Annotated in this window: 23 protein-coding genes and 3 pseudogenes; 18 read left to right on the forward strand and 8 right to left on the reverse strand. The window is 69.0% G+C overall.

Annotation, left to right across the window (positions count from 1 at the left end):
* Positions 1 to 273 precede the first annotated feature (273 nt).
* The 4 genes and pseudogenes from MKL09_RS10135 to MKL09_RS10150 all read left to right on the forward strand — a co-directional run.
* Positions 274 to 684: pseudogene (locus tag MKL09_RS10135) on the forward strand (helix-turn-helix transcriptional regulator); the annotation flags it as partial.
* Positions 685 to 750: 66 nt separating this feature from the next.
* Positions 751 to 984, forward strand: coding sequence for a hypothetical protein (locus tag MKL09_RS10140; protein ID WP_244019919.1), 234 nt, complete (start codon positions 751 to 753; stop codon positions 982 to 984).
* A 284-nt stretch (positions 985 to 1,268) separates the two neighbouring features.
* Positions 1,269 to 1,547 carry a YgjV family protein gene (locus tag MKL09_RS10145; protein WP_244019920.1) on the forward strand — a complete coding sequence of 93 codons (279 nt, stop codon included), beginning with the start codon at positions 1,269 to 1,271 and terminating at the stop codon, positions 1,545 to 1,547.
* A gap of 106 nt (positions 1,548 to 1,653) precedes the next feature.
* Positions 1,654 to 2,394 carry a DUF4336 domain-containing protein gene (locus MKL09_RS10150; RefSeq protein WP_244019921.1) on the forward strand — a complete coding sequence of 247 codons (741 nt, stop codon included), beginning with the start codon at positions 1,654 to 1,656 and terminating at the stop codon, positions 2,392 to 2,394.
* Positions 2,395 to 2,424: 30 nt separating this feature from the next.
* Here MKL09_RS10150 and MKL09_RS10155 read toward each other — a convergent pair whose 3' ends face one another.
* Together MKL09_RS10155 and MKL09_RS10160 are read right to left on the reverse strand one after the other, a co-directional pair.
* Positions 2,425 to 2,682 carry a hypothetical protein gene (locus MKL09_RS10155; protein ID WP_244019922.1) on the reverse strand — a complete coding sequence of 86 codons (258 nt, stop codon included), beginning with the start codon at positions 2,680 to 2,682 and terminating at the stop codon, positions 2,425 to 2,427.
* Between the two features lie 73 nt (positions 2,683 to 2,755).
* A complete protein-coding gene (locus MKL09_RS10160; protein WP_244019923.1) occupies positions 2,756 to 3,091 on the reverse strand; it encodes a hypothetical protein in 336 nt (111 codons plus the stop codon).
* 242 nt (positions 3,092 to 3,333) lie between these two features.
* Between MKL09_RS10160 and MKL09_RS10165 the strand changes: the two genes are divergently transcribed.
* Positions 3,334 to 3,600 carry a hypothetical protein gene (locus MKL09_RS10165; protein ID WP_244019924.1) on the forward strand — a complete coding sequence of 89 codons (267 nt, stop codon included), beginning with the start codon at positions 3,334 to 3,336 and terminating at the stop codon, positions 3,598 to 3,600.
* A gap of 28 nt (positions 3,601 to 3,628) precedes the next feature.
* Here the strand turns inward: MKL09_RS10165 and MKL09_RS10170 are convergent, their stop codons facing one another.
* Positions 3,629 to 3,871, reverse strand: a complete 243-nt coding sequence (locus MKL09_RS10170; protein ID WP_244019925.1) for a hypothetical protein — start codon at positions 3,869 to 3,871, stop codon at positions 3,629 to 3,631.
* Positions 3,872 to 4,010: 139 nt separating this feature from the next.
* On the opposite strand from MKL09_RS10170, the gene MKL09_RS10175 reads away from it, so the two are divergent.
* The gene (locus MKL09_RS10175) at positions 4,011 to 4,244 is read left to right on the forward strand and encodes a DUF2171 domain-containing protein (protein WP_092037671.1); all 234 of its coding nucleotides are present in this window, start codon (positions 4,011 to 4,013) and stop codon (positions 4,242 to 4,244) included.
* Between the two features lie 9 nt (positions 4,245 to 4,253).
* Here MKL09_RS10175 and MKL09_RS10180 read toward each other — a convergent pair whose 3' ends face one another.
* On the reverse strand, positions 4,254 to 4,580 hold the full coding sequence (locus MKL09_RS10180; RefSeq protein ID WP_244019927.1) for a hypothetical protein: 327 nt from the start codon (positions 4,578 to 4,580) through the stop codon (positions 4,254 to 4,256).
* Positions 4,581 to 4,834: 254 nt separating this feature from the next.
* Here MKL09_RS10180 and MKL09_RS10185 point away from each other — a divergent pair, with 254 nt between their 5' ends.
* From MKL09_RS10185 to MKL09_RS10205, 5 genes and pseudogenes are all read left to right on the forward strand, one after another.
* A complete protein-coding gene (locus MKL09_RS10185; RefSeq protein WP_244019928.1) occupies positions 4,835 to 5,194 on the forward strand; it encodes a hypothetical protein in 360 nt (119 codons plus the stop codon).
* Positions 5,195 to 5,255: 61 nt separating this feature from the next.
* Positions 5,256 to 5,551 (forward strand): annotated as a pseudogene (locus MKL09_RS10190) (hypothetical protein).
* Positions 5,552 to 5,886: 335 nt separating this feature from the next.
* Positions 5,887 to 6,378 carry a MucR family transcriptional regulator gene (locus tag MKL09_RS10195; protein WP_244019929.1) on the forward strand — a complete coding sequence of 164 codons (492 nt, stop codon included), beginning with the start codon at positions 5,887 to 5,889 and terminating at the stop codon, positions 6,376 to 6,378.
* A gap of 368 nt (positions 6,379 to 6,746) precedes the next feature.
* Positions 6,747 to 8,060: an MFS transporter gene (locus tag MKL09_RS10200; RefSeq protein ID WP_244019930.1), complete on the forward strand. Its 1,314-nt coding sequence runs from the start codon at positions 6,747 to 6,749 to the stop codon at positions 8,058 to 8,060.
* Between the two features lie 133 nt (positions 8,061 to 8,193).
* Positions 8,194 to 9,249, forward strand: a complete 1,056-nt coding sequence (locus MKL09_RS10205) for a zinc ribbon domain-containing protein (protein WP_244019931.1) — start codon at positions 8,194 to 8,196, stop codon at positions 9,247 to 9,249.
* A 10-nt stretch (positions 9,250 to 9,259) separates the two neighbouring features.
* Here MKL09_RS10205 and MKL09_RS10210 read toward each other — a convergent pair whose 3' ends face one another.
* Positions 9,260 to 10,957 (reverse strand): ATP-binding protein, encoded by a 1,698-nt coding sequence (locus MKL09_RS10210; protein ID WP_409566913.1) that lies wholly within the window; start codon positions 10,955 to 10,957, stop codon positions 9,260 to 9,262.
* Positions 10,946 to 11,401 (reverse strand): annotated as a pseudogene (locus MKL09_RS32320) (PAS domain-containing protein); the annotation flags it as partial. The gene MKL09_RS10210 and the pseudogene MKL09_RS32320, both read right to left, overlap by 12 nt.
* 421 nt (positions 11,402 to 11,822) lie before the next feature.
* Between MKL09_RS32320 and MKL09_RS10215 the strand changes: the two are divergent.
* The 7 genes from MKL09_RS10215 (at position 11,823) to MKL09_RS10245 (ending at position 19,887) form a co-directional block, all read left to right on the forward strand.
* Positions 11,823 to 13,298 (forward strand): protein adenylyltransferase SelO, encoded by a 1,476-nt coding sequence (locus MKL09_RS10215; protein ID WP_244019933.1) that lies wholly within the window; start codon positions 11,823 to 11,825, stop codon positions 13,296 to 13,298.
* Between the two features lie 695 nt (positions 13,299 to 13,993).
* Entirely contained in the window at positions 13,994 to 14,179 is a 186-nt protein-coding gene (locus MKL09_RS10220; RefSeq protein WP_244019934.1) for a hypothetical protein, read from the forward strand.
* Between the two features lie 957 nt (positions 14,180 to 15,136).
* Entirely contained in the window at positions 15,137 to 15,979 is an 843-nt protein-coding gene (locus MKL09_RS10225) for an ABC transporter ATP-binding protein (protein ID WP_244019935.1), read from the forward strand.
* Between the two features lie 31 nt (positions 15,980 to 16,010).
* The gene (locus tag MKL09_RS10230) at positions 16,011 to 17,366 is read left to right on the forward strand and encodes an LLM class flavin-dependent oxidoreductase (protein WP_244019936.1); all 1,356 of its coding nucleotides are present in this window, start codon (positions 16,011 to 16,013) and stop codon (positions 17,364 to 17,366) included.
* Between the two features lie 5 nt (positions 17,367 to 17,371).
* Positions 17,372 to 18,286, forward strand: a complete 915-nt coding sequence (locus tag MKL09_RS10235) for a PhnD/SsuA/transferrin family substrate-binding protein (RefSeq protein ID WP_244019937.1) — start codon at positions 17,372 to 17,374, stop codon at positions 18,284 to 18,286.
* Between the two features lie 13 nt (positions 18,287 to 18,299).
* Positions 18,300 to 19,112, forward strand: a complete 813-nt coding sequence (locus tag MKL09_RS10240; protein ID WP_244019939.1) for an ABC transporter permease — start codon at positions 18,300 to 18,302, stop codon at positions 19,110 to 19,112.
* 10 nt (positions 19,113 to 19,122) lie between these two features.
* The gene (locus MKL09_RS10245; protein WP_244019940.1) at positions 19,123 to 19,887 is read left to right on the forward strand and encodes an ABC transporter permease; all 765 of its coding nucleotides are present in this window, start codon (positions 19,123 to 19,125) and stop codon (positions 19,885 to 19,887) included.
* Between the two features lie 65 nt (positions 19,888 to 19,952).
* On the opposite strand, the gene MKL09_RS10250 is transcribed toward MKL09_RS10245, so the two are convergent.
* Together MKL09_RS10250 and MKL09_RS10255 are read right to left on the reverse strand one after the other, a co-directional pair.
* Positions 19,953 to 21,371 (reverse strand): LLM class flavin-dependent oxidoreductase, encoded by a 1,419-nt coding sequence (locus MKL09_RS10250; protein WP_244019942.1) that lies wholly within the window; start codon positions 21,369 to 21,371, stop codon positions 19,953 to 19,955.
* Between the two features lie 36 nt (positions 21,372 to 21,407).
* On the reverse strand, positions 21,408 to 21,633 hold a 226-nt coding region (locus MKL09_RS10255; RefSeq protein WP_279605791.1), incomplete at its 5' end, for an acyl-CoA dehydrogenase family protein.

Consider the following 21,633-nt stretch of genomic DNA (forward strand, 5'->3'; position numbering starts at 1 on the left):
ATGGGGAACGCGGGAACGGACGGCATCGCTCCGGCGCACTCACGCGCCAGCGGATCCCGGCTCCGCGTCCAGGAGGATCGTTTCGCGATACGCGCGGGGCGACATGGCGTCGCGCCCCTTGCATCGGCGGGAGAACTCGGCCTGGCTGGCGACGCCGCAGCTATAGGCCAGTGTACCGATCGGCAGGCGGGTACAGCCCGGATCGGCCACGCGCTTGGTCGCCGCCTGTAGCCGTCGGTGCCAGATCCAGGCGGCGCTGTCACTCCCTTCCGCGTGGCAAGCGTCGCCCACAGGATGTCGTGGGAGTGCCCGCGGCTGCTCCACGGACCCGTCGTCGTCCAGCGCGCCAAGGCCTATGTCGAGACCCATCTCGGCGATCCGACCCTCGACCCACCCGGGCTCGCGGCCGCGGTCGGGGTTTCGCTGCGACGGCTGCAGGAGCTGTTCCACGCGCACGGCCAGCACATCTCCGACTGGATCTGGCACCGACGGCTGGAGGCGGCGGCCAAGCGCCTGGCCGATCCGGGCTGTGCCCACCTGCCGATCGGTACCCTGGCCTATAGCTGCGGCTTCGCCAGCCAGGCCCATTTCTCCCGCCGGTTCAAGGAGCGCCACGGCATGGCGCCCCGCGCGTATCGCGAAACGATCCTCCTGGGCGCCGAGACGGGATCCGCCGGCGCGTGAGTGCGCCGGATCGATGCCGGCCGTTCCCGCGTTTCCCATGACGGCTTACAGCCCCGGAGGATCGTCGTGGGACTCGCTGCATTCGTCTTCTTCGTCGTGCCCTGGATGCTCGTCGGAGCCTGGCTGTTCCGATCATCGGGCGGTTTCCTGATGGGCGTGCCCGCGACGCCCTGGCGTGCACTGACGGATTTTCCGGAGCCCGCGCGGGACCAACGGACCATGGTCGACACCAGCGCCGTGCCGAAGGGTGCGGCTACGGACACCGACGACGACAAGCACCGCCCGTTCCAGGCCGGATGAGAGGCCATCGATGGCCGTCTCCGCCGGAACCTGTCGGTGTGCGCGGCCATCCCCCAGGGTGGCGTATCCTCGGGACCGCGCGGGCTGGCGGATTTACCCATCGCACTCGGCAGCAAACACCTGAAGCACTTTACGTTTTCCCCTCCCCGCAAGGGCGTTGAGGGCGCGTTGCGCTTCGCGGAAGACGCGGTGTGCTTATCGCATGGACCGGTCGGTGGCCGCGCCCACGTCCGTTTCCGTGCGGGTCGAAGGACAACCGATCGATCGACTCTCGCCCTCTCGGAATGGGAGCCTGGCTGACGATTACCACGTGGAACGGCACGCCCTCGGCCTGCGCGGTGGTCGGCGCCCTGCTGGCGACCGCCGCCCGCCTCAACGCCGCGCCGCAGACGATGCGCCTGCTGTTCCTGGGCGCCTCCCTGTGCTGGGCCGGGCACAACCTCCTCGTCGGCTCGGTCTTCGGGCTGACCTGCGATCTCCTGACCATCCTGGGCCTCGGGATCGCCCTGTGGCGCGCCCTGCCGCCCCGCCCGGTCGCAGCGCCCGCCTATCTCCAGGCCTGACCCCACGGGACCGCCTCTGCGGCGATCCATCCGGGAAACCCTTTGCCCTCCGGCGGTTGCCTGAGAATCCGGCTGCAACGCCGGCGGCAGCCGAGAGGACCGGGTCTTGAGCCAGGCGACGTATCCGCCCCTCGACGTGCTCAAGCCCGTGGCCGAGGGCGTCTGGATCGTCGATAGCGGCCCCCTAAGAGTCCTGGGGATGCCCCTCCCCGTCCGAATGACCGTGATCCGGCTCGGCGACGGCGGCCTGTGGCTCCACTCGCCGACCCGCTACGACGCGGACCTCCACCGGGCGATCGCGGCGCTGGGGCCGATCCGCCACCTCGTGGCGCCGAACATCGCGCACTGGACCTTTCTGAAGGATTGGCAGAGCCATTGCCCGGACGCCCTGACCTGGGCGGCGCCGAACCTGCGCCAGCGCGGCCAGGTGCGCCGGTCCGGACTGCGGATCGACCGGGTGCTCGCCGATGCGGCGCCGCCGGAATGGGCCTCGGACCTGCGCCAGATCGTGGTTCCGGGCGGCCTCGGCTTCCGGGAGGTCGCGTTCTTCCACGGACACAGCCGGACGCTGGTGCTGACCGATCTCGTGCTCAACCTGGAAGCGGCGAAGATGCCGGCGCTGCTGCGCCCGCTCCTGCGCCTGGCCGGCATGACCGCACCGCACGGTCAGCCGCCGCCCTATCTGCGCCTCGTCATCAAGCTGCGTCGGCGCGAGGCGGCGCGGGCCGCGGCGGAACTCGTCGCGCTCAAGCCCAACGCCGTGATCTTCGCGCACGGGCTGTGGTTCGCCCAGGGCGGGACCGAACGTCTGCGGCGCTCATTGCGCTGGCTCGGCGATCTCGCCTGAGGGCGTCGACGGCTTGTGCTCACCGAACCCTCAGGGTTCCTCCTCGTCTGCGCCGGAGCCGTCCAGGGATTTGGCCAGCTCCATCAGCACCTCTTCGACCATGGGCGGCCACGGCACCTTCTCCTCGTCGAGGAGGCGCGCCGCACCGACCAGGGCATTGATCTGCTCCTCGTAGACCGGCCGCTGGACCAGTTGCGCGTACCGCACCCGGGCGGCCAGGGCGGTCGCGAGGCGCTGGACCTCGGCGATCCGTGCGCTCGACGCGCCGGCGCCATCGCGGTTGCCCATCCTTCACCCCTTTCGGATCCTCGCGGGGTCTAGATAGGCCCCAGGAAGGGGGTACGGGGCAATCCCGGCCCGCTCAGCTCGACCGGCGCGCATCCTCGATGCGGAGGGGCGTGGCGTCGGCCAGGAGCTTTCGCTTTCCGGACCTGTGGCGGACGAAATCGTCGAGCGGCTTGCAAGCCGGCAGCCCCGGCGCGTCGCTCGGCGCGGCAACAGTGACGTCATCCGATTGCGGCGGGTCCTCCGGCAGATCGATCCGCTGGCCGACCAGATAGGCCTCCAGATCAATGAGCCGGTGGCGCAACCGCCAAATATCGTTCTCGACGCCGTTCAACTGAACCAGCAGATCGGACACTGTCCCCTCACGGGCCGCGATAGCAGCCAGGACGCTGGCGCGCTCGTTCAACAGCACGGCCTTAACGGTCGGGTTCATGGTGAGCCCCTCGATCGTGACGGTGCCAGTGAGGAGCGTTCCTGTGTAGCCGGCAAGCCTCGCAATAGGGCTTAGCCGATACCCCGGATGGCGGGGCCGTATTCCCAGCTTACCGGGTTCCGCGCGAGAGTGATCGTTGCAAGCCGCGCATGGGCGAAAACGGAACTTTCGGCCAAGAGGTGCGTCGGTTCCACGCAGATAAAAAGCGCCGGGAGGTTATCATGCGCGCGCCCCTGAAGATCGTCACGTTCGTCGTTCTGGCCCTGGGCACGCAGCCCGGCTGGGCCCAACCCGTAAGCCAGACCGGGACCGGCGGCGGACCCGCCACGGCCGCGAAGGCGCCCCACACCGCCGCGACCGGGCAGACGGTGCCGAACCCCAGCGCACTCGGCCCCAACGAGACCGGCAGCATCGAGCGGCGCAGCCCCACCGAGCAGCGCAACGATGCGATCACCCGGGGCATCTGCATCGGCTGCGTACGCCCGTAGAGATCCGGATGGTCGGGCCGGGGGCCTGCTAGCTCTCGGCTCTCAAGCTCTTGATGATGCGGCCGGCGATCTTGCGCACGGCCTCGTCGTCGCGCGCGGCACCCTCGGCCCGGTCCCATAGGTGATCGAGGCTGCGGTCGAGCTCGTCCAGCAGTTCCGGGTGGCGCTGGGCCAGGAAGCGGATCGTGCCGAACAGGAGGTGCTCGGTCGCCATCTCGTGCCGACGGGCGTCGGCAACTTGGTCCAGTGGGTCAGATGTCGAATCGCTCATGACGGTCCAACGATCCGCATGAAGCCCGGTTCAGCCGCGCCTGCGCGGTGCGACGCCGCGGAGCCTGTCCCGAAGAACGGCCTGAGCCTGGAACTGCGCCGCGCGACATGGGGTTTGCGGCACAACAGGGAGGAAACCGATGGTTGATGCCGCTCAGATCCAGGAACATGCCGAGGTTGTCGGCTCGGACGGAGCCCATGTCGGCACCGTCGACCATATCGACAAGGGTGAGATCAAGCTGACCAAGCGCGATGCGGCGGCGGGCGGCCTGCACCACTACATCCCGCTGGATTTCGTCCGGGCCGTCGAAGGCGGCAAGGTCCATCTCGACCGGCCGGCCGACGAGGTGAAACGCGAGTGGTCAACCTCCTGACCGGCAGGCTCAGCGCCGGAGGCTGCCGATCCAGGCGGTGAGCGGCTCCACGAAGGCCGCCCAGGTCCGGGACCAGACGGTCCCGGTCCGGCCGTCCTGAGCCGGCCCCGCAGCCATGAGCGACGCCACGAAGGCGTCCTCCTGCACCTTGCATTCGTCGAGGGCGTTGCGCTCGTCCCCGGCCCGGCTCTGGCCCGGCGGCTGATGGGCGTAGGACTCGCGCAGGCAGCGGTGCCAGGCCAGTTCGAGCACCCGCGGATCGGCCGACCTAGCCGCGGTCGCGGCAGACCCGACATCGGTCAGGACGAGCATCGCGAGAAGGCTGAGCACGGGCATGCGCATCCCGTCTGTATGCCTGATTCGGCGGTCTCCTGCCTAGAACGAACGAGCAACAGTGCCCAGTCCGACGCCCCTCCGTTCCGGCGCGGCGCTAAGTCCTTGATGTCATACACGCGTCGGCAACCGATCGACGCCGCGTCGGCTTTCCGGGTCTTGGCCGCCGAACTGCAACAGCCTCCCGGCCCCGTCCCCTGTATGCGGGAGCTGTCGGAACGGTGGTGCGAGACGCGGGGCGCAGGATGGACAAGCGGATGCTGAGCCTGGTGCGGGTCGCTGCCTGGATCCTGGTGGCGGCGATCGTCGCCATCACGCTGGTACCGATCGGTCTCCGTCCGGTGGTGACGGCCAATCCGAGCTTCGAGCGGGCGGCCGCCTACGCGCTGGCCGGCCTGCTCCTGACGCTGGGCTACCCGCGGCTCTGGCCCTCGATCCTGCTCGGTACCGTCCTCCTGGCCGGCGGGCTGGAGGCCGGACAGACCCTGACCGGGACGCGCCACGGCCGGCTCGACGATTTCGCTGTGAAGGCGGCTGCCGCGCTCGCCGGCGGCCTCGTCGGCCTCGCGATAGCGTCCTGGGCGGCCCGGCGGCTGCAGGCCCGCGCGAGCGGCTGAGGCGGGAAACCGCCGAGATTCCGGGACGTTGTCATCCCGGGCCCTCATGCGAGGTGCTGCGATGTTCGGCGCAGGCGAGCTCACGGGGCGGTTCTGGTTTCGGAGACCGTGGACGGGCAAGCTGGTCCTGCTCGTCGAGGAAAGAAGCCGCGGTGGTTCAGCCGCGGCACGCTGACCAAGCCGCGCTGGCGCGATGCCCCGCTGCTCGCTCTGGCCGAGGCGCCGATGCGCACGCTGATCACCCTCGAGCGCACCGACCGCGCGGCGTACGGCTCCGGCCCGACGCTGGCGGCGGCCATGCCGCCGATCAGGCGCGGCGCGATCCCCACGCCGATTGGGCGCGCCGCCAACGCTTGAGCGGTGACGGCGCGGAAGGGCGCGGGCCGAGCATGAAGGGCAGGGCTCGGCCCGCCTGCCGTTCGGCTTCGTACCCCTCGAAGCCGCAGCGACGCCTCAGAAAGACCACGGGCTGGTTAAGACATCCTGAACGGCGCCCCCGCGCGGTCGGCCGACGGCGCGGCGCGCAGCGGGGCGACCTCGACCCGGGGGCAGGGGCATCATCAATTTATGTTGGTATTCAACAGATACATTAGTCGATTACGGGCGCGATCACCTGTTTTTGCACAGAGAGGTGCTTGACTATCGGCGACTAGAGCGACGTTCATCGCACAGTCCCGTTGTGAGAGCCGCCTATGGAAGACCACACCACGTTCCCGCAAGACGATCAGGTCGATACCATCGCTTTGACCGCCGACATCGTATCGGCTTACGTCTCCAACAACTCCGTCCCGGTGCTCGAACTGCCGACCCTGCTGTCGCGTGTTCATGAGGCGCTTGCCGGGCTGGGCCAGGCCGGCGCGCCCGCCGAGCCGGAAGCCAGGAAGCTCACTCCGGGCCAGGTCCGGAAGTCGATCACCCCAGACGCGCTGATCAGCTTCATCGACGGCAAGCCGTACAAGACCTTGAAGCGGCACCTCACGGGGCACGGCCTCACCATCGAGGCCTACCGGGACCGTTTCGGGCTGCCCCGCGATTACCCGGCCACGGCGGCCAATTACTCGGCCATGCGCGCCGAGTTCGCGCGGACCGCGGGCCTCGGCCACAAGCGTCGGAAGCCGGCCCAGAAAGCCGCCGAGACTGGTGAGGCTCCGGCCAAGCCCGCCCGGGGCCGCAAGCCCGCCTGAGACCGCGAGCGGCCCGGGGCGCTTCGGCGCCCCGGGAAACCGCCGACAAATCGGAAGTCTTCATCCGGTGACGACTTCCGGTCATCGGGCTTTCGCGTTACGTCGGATGGCCAGGATCGGCATTCGAACCGACCGGCCGCGAGGAAGCCCGAGATGATCCGCACGCGATGCGCCGCGGCAACCCTCTGATGCCGTCCGGAACCGATCCCGGCGCGGGCGACCGTGCCGCAATGTTCGGCGCGACCCACGCGACCGCCTGCTTCTCCGATCTCGAAATCTTCGTCGCCGGATCGCCGAAGCGGCGCTCCCGGAATCCGCGCCTGCACCCCTGAGCGGCCCGGAGACGGCCGCCGACGAGGAGGATCACCATGGCCGAGTCTGAACTCGAACGGTCGGCGATGCGCCGCATCGGGTGGCGGCTCGTGCCGTTCCTGATCCTCGCCTATTTCGTATCCTTCCTGGACCGGGTGAATGTCGGCTTCGCGGCCATCCAGATGAACCACGATGTTGGGCTGACCGCGACCGTGTTCGGCTGGGGCGCCGGGATCTTCTTCCTCGGCTATTTTTTAATGGAGGTGCCCAGCAACCTGATGCTGGAGCGTTTCGGGGCGCGGCTCTGGATCGCCCGGATCATGGCGACCTGGGGCGTCATCTCCATGGCCATGGCGCTGGTGCAGGGACCGTGGTCGTTCATCGGTCTGCGCTTCCTGCTCGGCGTCGCCGAGGCCGGGTTCTTCCCGGGCGTGATCCTGTACCTGACCTACTGGTTTCCCTCGGCCTACCGGGCGCGGATCGTCGGCATCTTCATGATCTCGATCCCGATCTCGTCGTTCCTGGGCTCGCCGATCTCCGGAGCGCTGCTCGGCCTCAGCGGCTGGGGGCTCGCCGGCTGGCAATGGCTGTTCATCCTAGAGGGCCTGCCCGCAATCCTGATGGCCGGCGCCGTGCTGTGGTTCCTGCCCGACGGGCCGCGGCACGCAAAATGGCTGCCCGAAGCCGAGCGGGACTGGCTGGAGGGACGCCTGCGGGACGAATCCGCCCGGAACGCCGCGCGCACCGGCGGAGCGGGCTCGCCGTCGCTGGGGACGATGCTGCGCGACCGCCGGCTGATCCTGTTCGCCGCGATCTATTTCGGCTCGACCGCCAGCAGCTACGGCCTGACCTTCTGGACGCCGCAGATCGTCAAGAGCTACGGCCTGACCAATGTCGAGACCGGCCTCCTGAACAGCATCCCCTACGGCGTCGCTTCCGTGGCGATGATCCTGTGGGGCCGGCACAGCGACCAGGTCGGCGAGCGGCGCTGGCATCTCGCCATCCCGTTCCTGGTCCTGGCGGCGGGGCTCGCGGGCGGCACGGTCCTGTCCGGCATCCTGCCTCTGGTCGGCGCGCTGACCGTGGCGGCGGTGGGCGTCTACATGCTCAAGGGACCGTTCTGGGCCCTGGCCACCGAGGAACTGCCGCCGGCCGCGGCCGCCGCCAGCATCGCGGCGATCAACGCCGTGGGCAACCTCGGCGGCTTCCTCGGCCCCTACCTGATCGGCGCGATCAAGGACGGCACCGGCAGTTTCACCCTGGCCCTGACGCCGCTGATCCTGTTCGCCCTGATCTCGGCCGGGCTGTCGCTGGTGCCGGGCCGGGCGCGCGCCGTGCCGGCCGTGCCAAGGGCTGCGCCGGCCCGCTGAGTGCGGGCTTAGAGCCTCTCACCAAACTCCCGCGGCACCATCGCGTGCAGAGGGAGGACTCCCGGGAACCGGGAGTTTTGTGAGGTGCTCTTATGCTAGAGCTTGCGACCACCGGGTCTGTGGAGGCGACGGCGTGCGTGCTGGGTCCCGATTGTCCGAGCGCTGGTTCAACGCCGCCCTCTGGCTCGTCGCGCTGCTGTTCGCGTGGTTCTTGATCGGGCTGGGGTCCCTGGTGGTCGGCGACCTGCCGCAGGTGGAGCAGCGCTACACGCTGGAGCAGTTCCTCGAGCCCGACCAGGCCCGGACTTCCACCGAGACGCTCAAGCAGATCCGCCGCGAGACGGACGACGTCCGGCGCCGGATCGGGCAGGATCAGCTCGCCCTGGAAGCGGCCCAGGGGGCGACCGAGGGCGCCCGCGAGACGTTTGCCAACTGGCTGAAGACCCGGGACGCGACCCAGCGGGTCGATCAGGATCCCGGCCTGATCGCGCGCACGAAGCAGCTCGATGCGCTCAAGGACGCCGAGCGGGCGGTCGAGGACCGGCTGACTGAGCTGGCCCAGGCGCAGACCGACCTGTCCGAGCGGGAGCAGGGCCAGATCCGCGTGGACAACGCCCTGCGCGCGGCGGCTCGGGAAAAACTCGACGCGGCCGAGCGGGGCCAGGAACTCCGGGTGTTCGGCTACCGGCTCGCCCTGACCCTGCCGCTGCTGGTGCTCGCCGGCTGGCTGCTGCTGAAGCGGCGGCACACGCGCAACTGGCCGTTCGTCTGGGGCTTCGCCTTCGCGGCCGCTTTCGCGTTCTTCGTCGAGCTGGTCCCGTACCTGCCGAGCTACGGCGGCTACGTGCAGTACGGCGTCGGCGTGGTCGTGACGCTGGTGGCCGGGCGGGCGGCGATCAACGCCCTGCACGCCTACCGGGCGCGCCAGGCCCAGGTCGAGGCGCGGCCCAGCGAGGAGCGCCGCACCGAGATCGCGACCGATCAGGCCCTGGCCCGGCTCGCCAAGAAGGTCTGCCCGGGCTGCGAGCGGCCGGTCGCGTTAGGCGATCCGAACACGAATTTCTGCCCCCATTGCGGGCTCGGCCTGTTCGAGGATTGCCCGGCCTGCACGCAGCGCAAGAGCACGTTCGAGCGGTTCTGCCACGCCTGCGGCACGCCGGGCACCGGCGCGGTGCTGCCGGCGGCGTAGGGGCGAGTTCTCAGTCGGCGGGTGCCGGCGCCGGCCTTCCGACGACCCGGCTCAGCACGCGCCCGAGCTGATCGGCCGAATAGGGCTTGTGCAGAAGCTCGAAGCCGTGCGTGCCTTCCTGGGCCAGGACGTGGCTGTAGCCGGAGGTCAGCAGCACAGGCAGGTCCGGCAGGCGGCGCGCCAGCTCCTGGGCCAGCGCCAGCCCGCCCATGCCGGGCATGACCACGTCCGAGAACACCACCTCGAACCCGCCGCCGTCCCGCCCGAGCCGCTCCAGCGCTGCCTCGGCATTGGCCGCCCAGACGGTCTCGTAGCCGAGATCCTGCAGGATCTGGGTCGCGAACTGGCCGACCTCGACATTGTCCTCGACCACCAGCACCCGCTGCCCCGCACCGAGCGGCGAGAGCGGCGCCGGGGCATCATCGGCCTCGTCGAGCCCGCGTTCGACCGCGACCTGCGGGAGATACAGGGTGAAGGTCGCCCCCTGCCCCGGGGCGCTGGTGACGTCGACGTTGCCGCCCGATTGCTTGGCGAAGCCGAACACCTGGGACAGGCCGAGGCCGGTGCCCTTGCCGACCTCCTTGGTGGTGAAGAACGGCTCGAACAGGCGGCCGAGATCGGCCTCCGAGATCCCGGCACCGGTATCGGTCAGCGACACCGCCGCGAAGGCGGTCTCCGCCCCGGCATGGCCGCGGATCGCCGGCATGGTGCGCCCGCTCGCCAGCCGCAGGGTCAGGGTGCCCTCCCCGTCCATGGCGTCCCGGGCATTGACCGCCATGTTCACCAGGGCGGTCTCGAACTGGCTGACATCGGCCCGGATGAAGCACGGCTCATCCGGCACCTCGGCGACCACCCGGACCCGGGCGCCGATGACCGTATCGAGCATGTCGGCGATGCCGCGGACCTTCTGGCCGACATGGAACACCTCGGGCTTGAGCGCCTGCCTGCGCGCGAAGGCGAGGAGCTGGCCGGTGAGTTTGGCGGCGCGGTCCACGGTGTCGGAGACGGCATCGAGGTAGCGGGCCTTGCGCGCCTCCGGCAGGTCGGGCCGGCGCAGGAAGTCGACGGACGAGCGGATGATCGTCAGCAGGTTGTTGAAATCATGCGCGACGCCGCCGGTGAGCTGGCCGACCGCCTCCATCTTCTGCGACTGGCGCAGGGCGTCCTCGGTGCGCATCAGCTCGCTGGTCCGCTCGGCGACGCGCTGCTCCAGCGTGTCGGTGAGGGTGCGCAGCATCATGATGGCGCGGTCGCGCTCGGCCTCGACGGCCCGGCGGTCCTCGACGTCGATCAGCACCCCCGGGAAGCTCAGCGGCGTACCGTCCGGCGCGAGATCGACCCGGCCGTTGGCCTCGATCCAGTAATATTTTCCGTCGGTGCGCCGGACCCGGTACTGGTGCGCGTAGGCGCCGCCGCGGGCGATCACCTCGTTGATCGCCGCGATCAGACCCTGCCGGTCTTCCGGATGGACCGTGGCGATCACCTGCTCCAGGCTGAGCCCGACGCGCCCGAGGGCTGGGTCGAGGCCGAAGCTGCGGGCGAAGGCCTCGTCCACGGTAAATTCGTCGGCCTGGAGATCCCACACCCAGGTGCCGATGATCGCGCCCGCCGACAGGGCGAGCTGGATGCGGTCGGCGTACAGCTGGGTCAGCGCCTGGCTCGCCTTCAGCTGCTGCTCGGCCAGCACCCGCTCAGTGGTCTCGACCACGACGGCGATGATTCCGGCCGGCTGGCCGGCCTCGTCGAGCACCGGCGAGTAATCGAGGTTCATCCAGACCGGCTCGGGCCGGCCGTAGCGATGCAGGGTGAGTTCCTGGTCCTTGTAGGACAGGGTGCCACCGGCAAGGCCGACCCGCATGACGTTGTCGTTGAAGTCGGCCACCTCGGGCCAACCCTCCCGCACCTTTGAGCCCAGCAGCTGCGGATGCCGCCCGCCCGCGAAGGCCGAGTAGGCATCGTTGTAGATCATGATGCCGTCCGGGCCCCAGAGCAGCACGATCGGCACCGGCGACAGCAGCACGGTGCTGACCGCGGAGCGCAGGCTCTGGGACCAGCCGGCGATCGGGCCGAGCGGCGTAGCCGCCCAGTCGTAGGCCCGGACGATCGCGCCGAGCTCGCCGCCCCCGGGCAGGATGGCCGCCGTGGCGTTCATGGCTTGAGCGGCCGAGCGGCGGCAGCCGGCGCGGCCCCGCCCGCCCGCGCGCGGGTCTCGCGGTCGTGCAGCGCCGCCCGCGGTTCGGGGTCCGGCAAGATCGATACGGGTCCGCGCATAGCCATGGCAGCGGCATCGCCCGTGGGGAAAAGTCTTACAAGCATCCGGTCGGCCGTGCCGGTGTGTTTTCGTCCAGAGAAGCCATTCTGAGACCTGCCAGCCACAGTGTGAATCGACGGCTTCGGAAGGGAGGCGGGCCGCCGAATGCCTGGAGCGAACGCGCGTCCCGGCGGTTCGGTCGCAAAACCGACCCGCTGTTCGACGCCTTGACTGCGCCGGCGGAACGCCGCGCGGCCTGAACCGTCTTCCCTGGGCGGCGGCCGCGCTTGCTGGCCACCGGGCGCGTTCATAGATGCCGGCGATGACCCCGATCCCCTTCGACAACAGCTACGCTCGCCTGCCGGAGCGTTTCTACGCCCTCCGGGCGCCGACGCCGGTGGCGGCCCCCCGCCTGATCCGGCTGAACCGGGCACTGGCCGAAGACCTCGGCCTTGATGCGGATTGGCTCGCCAGCCCCGAGGGGGTGGCGGCACTCGCCGGGAACCAGGCTCCCGAAGGCGCGACGCCCTTGGCTGCCGCCTATGCCGGGCACCAGTTCGGGCAGTTCGTGCCGCAACTCGGCGACGGCCGGGCGATTCTTTTGGGCGAGGTGGTCGACCGGACGGGCCAGCGCCGTGACATCCAGCTGAAGGGCTCTGGCCCGACGCCGTTCTCCCGCCGAGGCGACGGTCGCGCGGCGCTGGGGCCTGTGCTGCGCGAGTATCTGGTCAGCGAGGCCATGGCGGCTTTGGGCATCCCGACCACCCGCGCGCTCGCCGCCGTGGCGACGGGCGAGCCGGTGGTGCGCGAGACCCTTCTGCCAGGGGCCGTGCTGACCCGCGTGGCGGCGAGCCATATCCGGGTCGGCACCTTCCAGTTCTTTGCCGTTCGGGGCGACGTCGAGGGCCTGCGGGCACTTGCCGATCACGTGCTGGCCCGGCACTATCCCGAGGCGGCCGGCGCCGAGAAGCCGTACCGGGCGCTGCTCGAAGGCGTCGTCGCCCGCCAGGCCGCGCTGGTGGCGCGCTGGCTGCTGGTCGGCTTCGTCCACGGGGTGATGAACACCGACAACATGTCGGTGGCCGGCGAGACGATCGATTACGGCCCCTGCGCCTTCCTGGACGCCTACGATCCCCGGACGGTCTTCAGCTCGATCGACCAGCACGGGCGCTATGCCTACGGCGAGCAGCCGCGCATCGCGCTGTGGAACCTCACCCGCCTGGCCGAGACCCTGCTGCCGCTGCTGGCCGCCGACGAGACCGAGGCGGTCGCCGAAGCCGAGGCGGCGCTCGCCGGCTACGCGCCGCGCTTCGAGGCCGCCTATCACACCGGCCTCAACGCCAAGCTCGGGCTCACCGATTTCCGCGACGGCGACCCGGCGCTGGCCGGCGACCTGCTCAAGCGGATGGCCGAGAACCAAGCCGACTTCACCCGCACCTTCCGGGCCCTCTGCGCCGCCGCCGCGAACCCGGAGGCCGACGCCGCCGTGCGCGACCTGTTCGTCGATCCGACCGCCTATGACGGCTGGGCCTCGACCTGGCGCCAGCGCCTCGCCCAGGAGGCCCGCGCGCCCGCCGCAACCGAGGCTGCGATGCGCCAGGTCAACCCGGCCTTCATCCCGCGCAACCATCGCGTCGAGGCGATGATCGCCGCGGCTCTGGAGCGCGACGACTTCGCGCCGTTCGAGGAACTTTTGGCGGTGCTGTCCCGCCCCTACGACGACCAGCCCGCCATGGCACGCTATGCTGAGGCGCCCGAGGGCGGGGGGGTCGGCTACCGGACGTTCTGCGGCACCTGAACCGGCGCAGCCTTCATGCGTGTGGCCGCGCATGGATCTCGTGGACGCTGTCACCGTCCTGGAATCGGTGCATCCGTGTTGCGGGGTTGAAGCCGTGCTCCCGGTAGAGGCGGCGACTCCTGAAACGAGCACCTGCGCCGCGAGCCAATCCGGAATTTCGTAGGCCAGGGGTCGCGGATGGCCTACCCCCGCCTGCATTCGGTCACGAAGAAAGATGGAATAAGACTGCATCTCCATCACAACTGGGGCGACGCGATTCACAAAATCAGATGCTGAAGATGTCGTATGTATTCAACGGCAACGAGAGTCGCGGTTAACGGATTTTAAGACCAATTCCGGCGCTTTATATCACCGGGCAACCCATCCGTACGTTTCCGCACCATCCCCAGACCGTATCGGTCCGGCGGCGTCATGGGCCTGGATTCGCTTCCTAGAATGGGCTACCCGCCTGCCCGGGGCGGTACGTGCCGCCCTGGGGCGTGGAAACCCCTGTTTGACGGTTTGGTGCCGACCGCGACGGCACCTGAATCCTTGACCGCGTGGTCGGGGAGCCTGCGGCGCATGTCCAGGTGTTCCGGCACTAAAGGTCGTAGGGACCGTTCAAACACGGTTTTCCAACTCCCCGACTGAGGGTGGTTGAGGAGGCTTGTCCGCGGGGACGTACCGCAGACACCAGCCTGTCGGAGAGGTAGCCTATGGGCTCCGACGATCCCGAGCTGCGCGCACGCCAGCTTGCCGCCCTGCGGGCGGCCTACGAGGCCTGTGCAAGCCAGGCCGGCGACCGCGCCGGCAGCGGCGTCGCGCTCCATGCCCGGGCCCTGCTGGGACGGATCCTGACTCTGCTCGGCGGATTGCCGGAACACGCCAATCCCCGGCGCTGACACGCGGCTCGGGGCGTGCCGGACCGCCGAGCGTTTGCCGCTGAAATGGGCACCGAATCCGCGTCAGCGAGTGCGTAAAATCAAAGCCTTAGAGGCGTTTCCGATTGAAACGCGATCGGGAATGGCTCCCAGCCTTCGGCATCGATCCCGAGTCCCACGATGCGTCACGCCACCACGCAACAAGCCAGCCCGCGCCGGCTCGTCCGAGGCATGCTGCTCGGCGCCGGGATGCTGGGGCTCGCCCCGAGCGCGGAGGCAGCCGAGCGCCCGAGCTACGGACACGACCGGCGCGGCCTCTTCCTGTCCTTCCTCAATGCACCACGACCCGGCGAACCGATCACGCGCCACGCCTTGGCCTATCCTGTGGCAGCGAAGTCCGCCCGGCGCTGGTCGATACCGGGCCAGAGGTGCAGAACCTTCCCGTCGCCAATTTCGACGCGTTCTTCGGAGCGAGGACGCTCAAGCTTACGAGCGGGTACCCACAGAGATAGGCCCCCGCACGGGTATGCTCGACGACTTGTGAGCCGCAGCGTCCACGAAAGGCCGCTGCAGCCAGTGGCCCTGAAGCTCGAGACATCCTTCCGAGCCACCGTTAAAGGGGACAGTTCATTCTAACTACTCGCGTAAATTAAAAGTTCGTTTCGTTGACATGCCATCACTTAACAGTCAATCTTGTCATGTGTAGAGCAGATATTTTTCAAGACGCAATATGGATATATTCGCGATAATCATATCATATCGAACGAATTGAGTTATATATCTGATACAAATCCTGGGCGAGTTGCGAATGCCATAATTTTAGTGCTTGGGAGACAGAGTCTTGACCGCGAAAACACGCGCTTTGTCTTTCAACCAGGTTCCTCCAGCAGCGAGAGCTGCGGCCCGATCACAGATGCGGTCGTCGGCGACAGACCCGGTGGCCGGGTGAGCCCCCTCTAAAAGATCGAGGATCGTCGCATGGCCAATGGGGAACTCGGCCTGCAGGGCATCGCCAAGACCTTTAGGGTCGATGGGCGCCTGCTTCCGGCGCTCGACGGCATCGACCTTCAGGTCACACCGGGCGAGTTCATCACCATCGTCGGCGCGAGCGGCTGCGGGAAATCCACGCTGCTGCGGATCATCGCGGGGCTGGAGACCGACCATGCCGGCGCAGCGGTCCATGACGGCAAGACGATCCGGGGGCCGAGCCTCGCGCGGGGGCTCGTCTTCCAGGAGCCACGGCTGTTCCCCTGGCTCACGGTCGAGGCGAACGTGGCGCTGGGGCTCGAGAATGCGGGGCTGAGCCGCGACGCGAAGCGCGCGGCCGTCAGCGAGCACATCGCCCTCGTCGGTCTCACCGGCTTCGAGAACGCCTATCCCCGCCAATTGTCGGGGGGCATGGCGCAGCGCGCCGCCATCGCCCGCGGTCTCGTGAACCGTCCGGGCGTCCTCCTGCTCGACGAGCCCTTCGGGGCGCTGGACGCCTTCACCCGGACCCATCTTCAAGAGGAACTCCAGGGCATCGTCGCCCGCGAGGGCATCACGGCGGTGCTCGTGACCCACGATGTCGACGAAGCCGTCTACCTCGGGGACCGCGTCGTCGTGATGGCGCCCAGGCCCGGGCGGATCACCCGCATCGTCGCCGTGGACGAGCCGCGGCCGCGCAGCCGGACGGCTGCGGCCCTCCTGCACAAGCGGGAGGCGGTGCTCGCCGCGCTCGATTCCGGCGGCCGGGGGCGGCCGGAGCCCCGCCGGCTCGATGCGCCGGATGAGCCCCTGCGTCAGCCGGCCGCCGCGATCGCTCTCCAGGGCGCGGCCTGAACCGCAATCCCGAACGGCAGGCGACCGCACCATGATTCAACACCGCCAGATGAAGCTCGGCGCGTTCCTGATGACGGACGGCCACCACGTCGCGGCCTGGCGCCACCCGAAGGTGCGCCCCGACGCCTCCGTGAGCCTCGACCACTTCCTCAACCTGGCGAAGCGCGCGGAAGCGGCGAAGTTCGACGCCCTCTTCCTGGCGGATTCGAACGGTGTGCGCGAGCGCGGGCTCCAGGCCCTGAGCCACAATTCGCGGGCCGCGAGCTTCGAACCGCTGACGCTTCTCTCGGCCCTCGCCACCGTGACGCAGCGGATCGGCCTCGTCGCCACGGCCAGCACGAGCTTCAACGAACCCTTCCACGTCGCCCGCAAGTTCGCCTCGCTCGACCTCATCAGCGGCGGCCGCGCCGGCTGGAACGTCGTGACCTCGTCCTCCGATTCGGAGGCCTTGAACTTCAACCTCGACAAGCACTACGCCCACGCGGACCGCTACGCCCGGGCCCGCGAGTTCGTCGCGGTGACGACCGGGCTCTGGAACACCTGGGAGGACGACGCCTTCCTGCGCGACCAGGACAGCGGCCTGTTCTTCGACCCGCAGAAGCATCACGTGCTCGACCATCGGGGCCGCTACTTCAAGGTGCGCGGCCCGCTCAACGTGCCGCGCTCGCCGCAGGGCCATCCCGTAATCGTTCAGGCCGGTTCCTCGGCGGCGGGCATAGACCTCGCGGCCGAGACCGCGGAGGCCGTATTCACGGCCCAGCAGACCCTGGCGGACGCGCAAGCCTTCTATGCCGACCTCAAGGGCCGGGCCGAGACTTACGGGCGCGACCCCGACCACATCAAGATCATGCCGGGGGTCTTCCCAGTCGTGGGGCGGACGGAGGCGGAAGCACAGGAAAAGTTCGAAGACTTGCAATCGAGGATCCACCCGGTCGTGGGGCTGGCGCTGTTGTCCTCGACGCTCGGCGGCTTCGACCTTACCGGCTATCCCCTCGACGGGCCTCTTCCGGAACTGCCGGAAACCAACGGCCCGAAGAGCCGGCAGAAGCTGCTGATCGACCTCGCCCGGCGCGAGAACCTGACGATCCGCAAGCTCTACCTGAAGATCGCCGGCGCGCGCGGCCATTGGCAGCTCGTCGGCACCGCCGAGCAGATCGCCGATCGGCTGGAGGAACGCTTCCGGAATGACGGCGCCGACGGCTTCAACGTGATGGCGCCCTTCCTGCCGGACGGACTCGAGGATTTCATCGCCCTCGTGATCCCCGAGCTGCGCCGTCGCGGCCTGTTCCGGACCGAGTATGAGGGCCGAACCCTGCGCGAGAACCTCGGGCTGCCGTTCCCGGCCCATCGGGCGCGGACGGCGGCCCCGCTCCAGGCGGCGGAGTGACGGCGATGCCTGGGGTGCTTCGTCGGATCGTGGCGCTGGCGCTCGGCGTTGCAGCGCTGCTGGGCCCGGTATCCGTCGCCTCCGCCGCGGAGCGGGTAACGATCCGCATCGGCTATGCCGGCCCCGCCGCGGAAGGCGGGCGCTACGTAAGCGGCCCGGTCGGGGTGATCGCGAGCGAGCGCTACATCGAGCGCGCGTTCGCGGACGATCCTGCGGTCACGGTCGAATGGTCCTTCTTCAAGGGGGCCGGGCCGGCGGTGAACGAGGCCCTGGCCTCCGGCCAGCTCGACTTCGCCTTCATGGGCGACCTGCCATCCCTCACGGCGCGCGCGGCCGGCCTGCAGACGCGGATCCTCATGGCGACGAGCCCGCGCGACAACCTCTACCTCGTCGCGCGCCCGAATTCCGGCATCGCCGCGATCGGTGACGTTCGGGGGCGGCGCGTCGCGCAGTTCGCCGAGCAGAAGAAAGCCGCGATCGTCTACTCCACCAAGGGTAACGATCGCGGCTTGGAGCGGCAATCTGCATTGCTGGTCACGGAGGCGTTCGAACGCACCCATCCCGATCTCGTCGGCAAGGTCGTGAAGGCCGTGGTGGAGGCGGCACGCTGGTCGTCGGATGAGTCGAATCGAGACGCGTTGATCGCGGTGTGGGCGAAGTCCGGCACGCCGGCTTCCGTGTTCCGCTACGACTTGGCCGATCAGGAACTGCGCTATCGCAATTCGCCGCTCGTCGATCCGTTCTTCGTCGAGCAATACCGGGTGCAGGCCAGGCAGGCCAAGGCGTTCGGCCTGATCCGGCGCGACGTGGACGTCACCGGATGGTTCGAGCCGCGCTACGTCGATCAGGCGGTGCGGGAACTCGGCCTCGAACGCTCCTGGGAGCGCTTCGGACCGGACGGCAAGCCGCTGGGCTCGTGAGAAAGAGCCGCCGATGAGCCTCCTCGCCTACGCGCCGCCCAGGTCGGGCGATTTCACTGTGGCGCTCCTTGTCCGATTGCGGCACGCAGCGATCGGCCTTCTCGTGCCGCTCACACTCGTGCTCGTCTGGGCACTTGCCTCGGCCCGGGGATGGTTGCCCGAACAGGTTCTGCCCGCACCGAGCTACGTCTGGCAGAATCTGCGCGACATGGCCGCGAGCGGCGAGCTCGCGCAGCATGCGGGGATCAGCGCGATCCGCGTCGCGGTGGGCTTCGCGGTGGGAGCGGGGCTCGGCCTGCTGCTCGGGATCGCCATCGGGTTGTCGCGCCCGGTCGAGGACTACGTCAGGCCGCTGTTCACCGCAGTGGCGCAGGTGCCCACGATCGGCTGGATCCCGCTCCTGATGCTGTTCCTCGGCATCGGCGAGACCCTGAAGATTGTGGTCATCGCCAAGGCGGCGTTCTTCCCGATGGTGGTCAATACCGCCGCCGGCATCCAGAACATCCCGCTGAGCTACAGGGAGGTGGCGGCTGTGCTTCGCCTCACGCGGTGGCAATCCCTGCGCCGGCTCGTTCTCCCGGGCGCGTTGCCGTCGATCTTCACGGGCGTGCGCTACAGCCTGACCAAGGCCTGGACCGCGCTCGTCGCGGTGGAGTTGCTCGCCTCGGCCGAGGGCCTCGGCTACCTGCTGGTCTGGAGCCGTCAGATGTTCTGGCTCGACACGATGCTGGCCGCGATGCTGGTGATCGGCCTCGTCGGCTACGTGATGGACGCGATGCTGGCCGCTGCTGAAGCGCGGCTCCAGGCCTGGCGGATCGATGCTTAGCGAGTTCGCCATGTCCCGTACCACCGCGACCCGGATCCGACGCGGCCTCACGCTCCCCGTGCTGCTCCTGATCGTCTGGGAGGCTGCGAGCCATGGCGGGCTGGTCGATCCGCGCTTCCTTCCGCCGCTCGAACGCCTCGCCGGCACGGCGTGGCGCGAAGCGACCGAGGGCCGCCTGCTCGGCGATCTGGCGGCAAGCCTCGCGCGCGACCTCGTGGGCTTCGCCATCGGCACGGTGCTCGGGCTCGGATTCGGTACGCTGCTGGGCGTCTCCCGCGGCGCCGAGCGGCTGCTCGGCCCGATCTTCCACGCCGCCAAGCAGGTGGCGGTTCTCGCCTGGATCCCGATCATCTCGGTCTGGTTCGGCTTCGCCGAGACCGCGAAGATCGTCTTCGTCGCCCTCGCAGCCTTCATCCCGGTCGCCTTGAACACCCTTGAGGGCGTGCGCAGCGCCTCGGTCCAGCTCGTCGAGGTCGGTCGCGCCCTGCGCTTCTCGCGCTGGCAGATCGTGCGGCGCATCTTCCTGCCCTCGGCCGCCCCCGCGATCTTGACCGGCGTTCATCTGGCCCTGATCTACGCGTGGCTCGCCACGGTGGCGGCTGAGTATTTCATGACGGTGGGGCCGGGCATCGGCGGTCTCATCATCGCCGGTCGCGAGCGCTTCCAGATGGATCTCGTGATGCTCGGTGTGGTGATCCTCGGCTGCGTCGGCTTCGCGCTCAACCAGGCCGCCACCGCGATCGAGGCGCGCGCGTTGCGCTGGCGCGGTGCTTAGAGAGGCGGGTCGGCGAGACGGTTGCGCGTCTTCGCTGCATCGCTTGTTCCGCGAGGTGCGCAGGCTCAGGTCGAGGCCAAGCCGGTTGAAGCCTCATCCCTCCGCGTGCCGTCCAGATCCGCGAGCGCGGCCCGGAACCGGGCCGCCGGATGGGTGTCCGGCAGCAGGCGTCCCCGGCCGAAAACCTTCTCGCGCAGCGTGCCCGCCGCGTAATCCGTCTTGTAGAGGCCCCGGCGCTGGAGTTCCGGCACGACGAGGTCGGCGAAGTCGCTGTAGCCTTCGGTGGTCACGGCGTAGCTCAGGTTGAAGCCGTCGATGTCGGTCTCGTCCATCCAGCCTTGCAGCGCATCCGCGACCTGGGCCGGCGTGCCGATCACCACCGGCCCGCGTCCGCCGATGGTGTTGTGGGTGACGACCTCGCGGATGGTCCAGACCTTCTCGGCACCCGTGAACGAATCGATCATCGAGGTGACCGCGTTATCCTTCTTCTTGGTCGGGAAAGGATCGTCGAGCGCGTATTGCGAGAGATCGATGCCGCTCCAGCCCGACAACAGGGCGAGCGAGCCTTCGATGTCGATGTAGCGCTGGTAATCGCGGTACTTGGCGTGCGCCGCGGCCTCCGTCTCGTCCACGATGACGGTGACAAGCGAGAATAACTTGATGTCGTTCGGATCCCGGCCGAGCCCGGCCGCCCGAGTACGGGTGTCGGCGACATTCCTGGCAACGTTCGCCTGCGACGGATCGCTCAGGAAGACGGCCTCGGCATGGCGTGCGGCGAAGTCTTTGCCGCGATGTGAGGTGCCCGCCTGGAACAGGAAGGGGGTGCGCTGCGGCGAGGGATCGACGATGTTGACGCCCTCGAACTGGAAGTGCTCGCCGCGGTGGACGACCTTGCGGATCCGGGCCGGGTCGGCGAACACCCCGCTCGCCCGGTCGGCGACGCGCGCGTCGTCGGCCCAGCTCCCTTCCCAGAGGGCGTAGACGGCGTCCAGGAACTCGTCGGCGATGTCGTAGCGCAGGTCGTGCGCCTTGACGCCGGTGCGGCCCACGGCCCGGGCGCCCGCATCCGAGAAGTTCGTCACGATGTTCCAGGCGACGCGCCCCTTCGTGAGGTGGTCGAGCGTGGAGAAGCGCCGCGCGAAGATGTAGGGCGCCTCGTAGGAGACCGAGCCGGTGATGCCGAAGCCGAGATGCTCGGTGACCAGCGCCATGGCCGAGACGAGGAGCGTGGGATCGTGCTTGGGCAGTTGCACCGCGCGCCGGAGCGAGGCGTCGGCGTTACCCTGGTAGATGTCGTGGATGCTGATGCTGTCGGCGATGAAGAGCGCGTCGAACTTCCCCCGCTCCAGGATACGGGCGACGTCCGTCCAGTAATCCAAGGTCGAGAATTCCAGCGAGCGGTCGCGGGGATGGCGCCAGAGCCCGGGCGAGAGGTGGACGGGGCTATGGATGGCGAAGCCGTTGACGCGGATTTCCTTGGTCACGGGCCTATCCTTGGAGCGGAGGCATGGGGGCCCGGGTCAGCGGAAGGCGCCGGGCGTCGGGTAGTCGCCGGTCAGGAACCAGATCCCGACGGTGCGGGTCTTGTATTCGGCCGGGTTGTGGAGCGTGTGGATGCGGACGTTGCGCCAGAACCGGTCGAAGCCGTTGGCATTCGTCGCTGAGCGCGCGCCCATCACCTCGAAGATCTGGCTCGTGACTTCGAGGGCGATGGTGCCGGCATAGACGTTGGCGGCGGCGATCCGG

Origin of the sequence: Methylobacterium sp. J-048, from assembly GCF_022829515.1 — a bacterium.
In the GTDB taxonomy this organism is placed as follows: domain Bacteria; phylum Pseudomonadota; class Alphaproteobacteria; order Rhizobiales; family Beijerinckiaceae; genus Methylobacterium.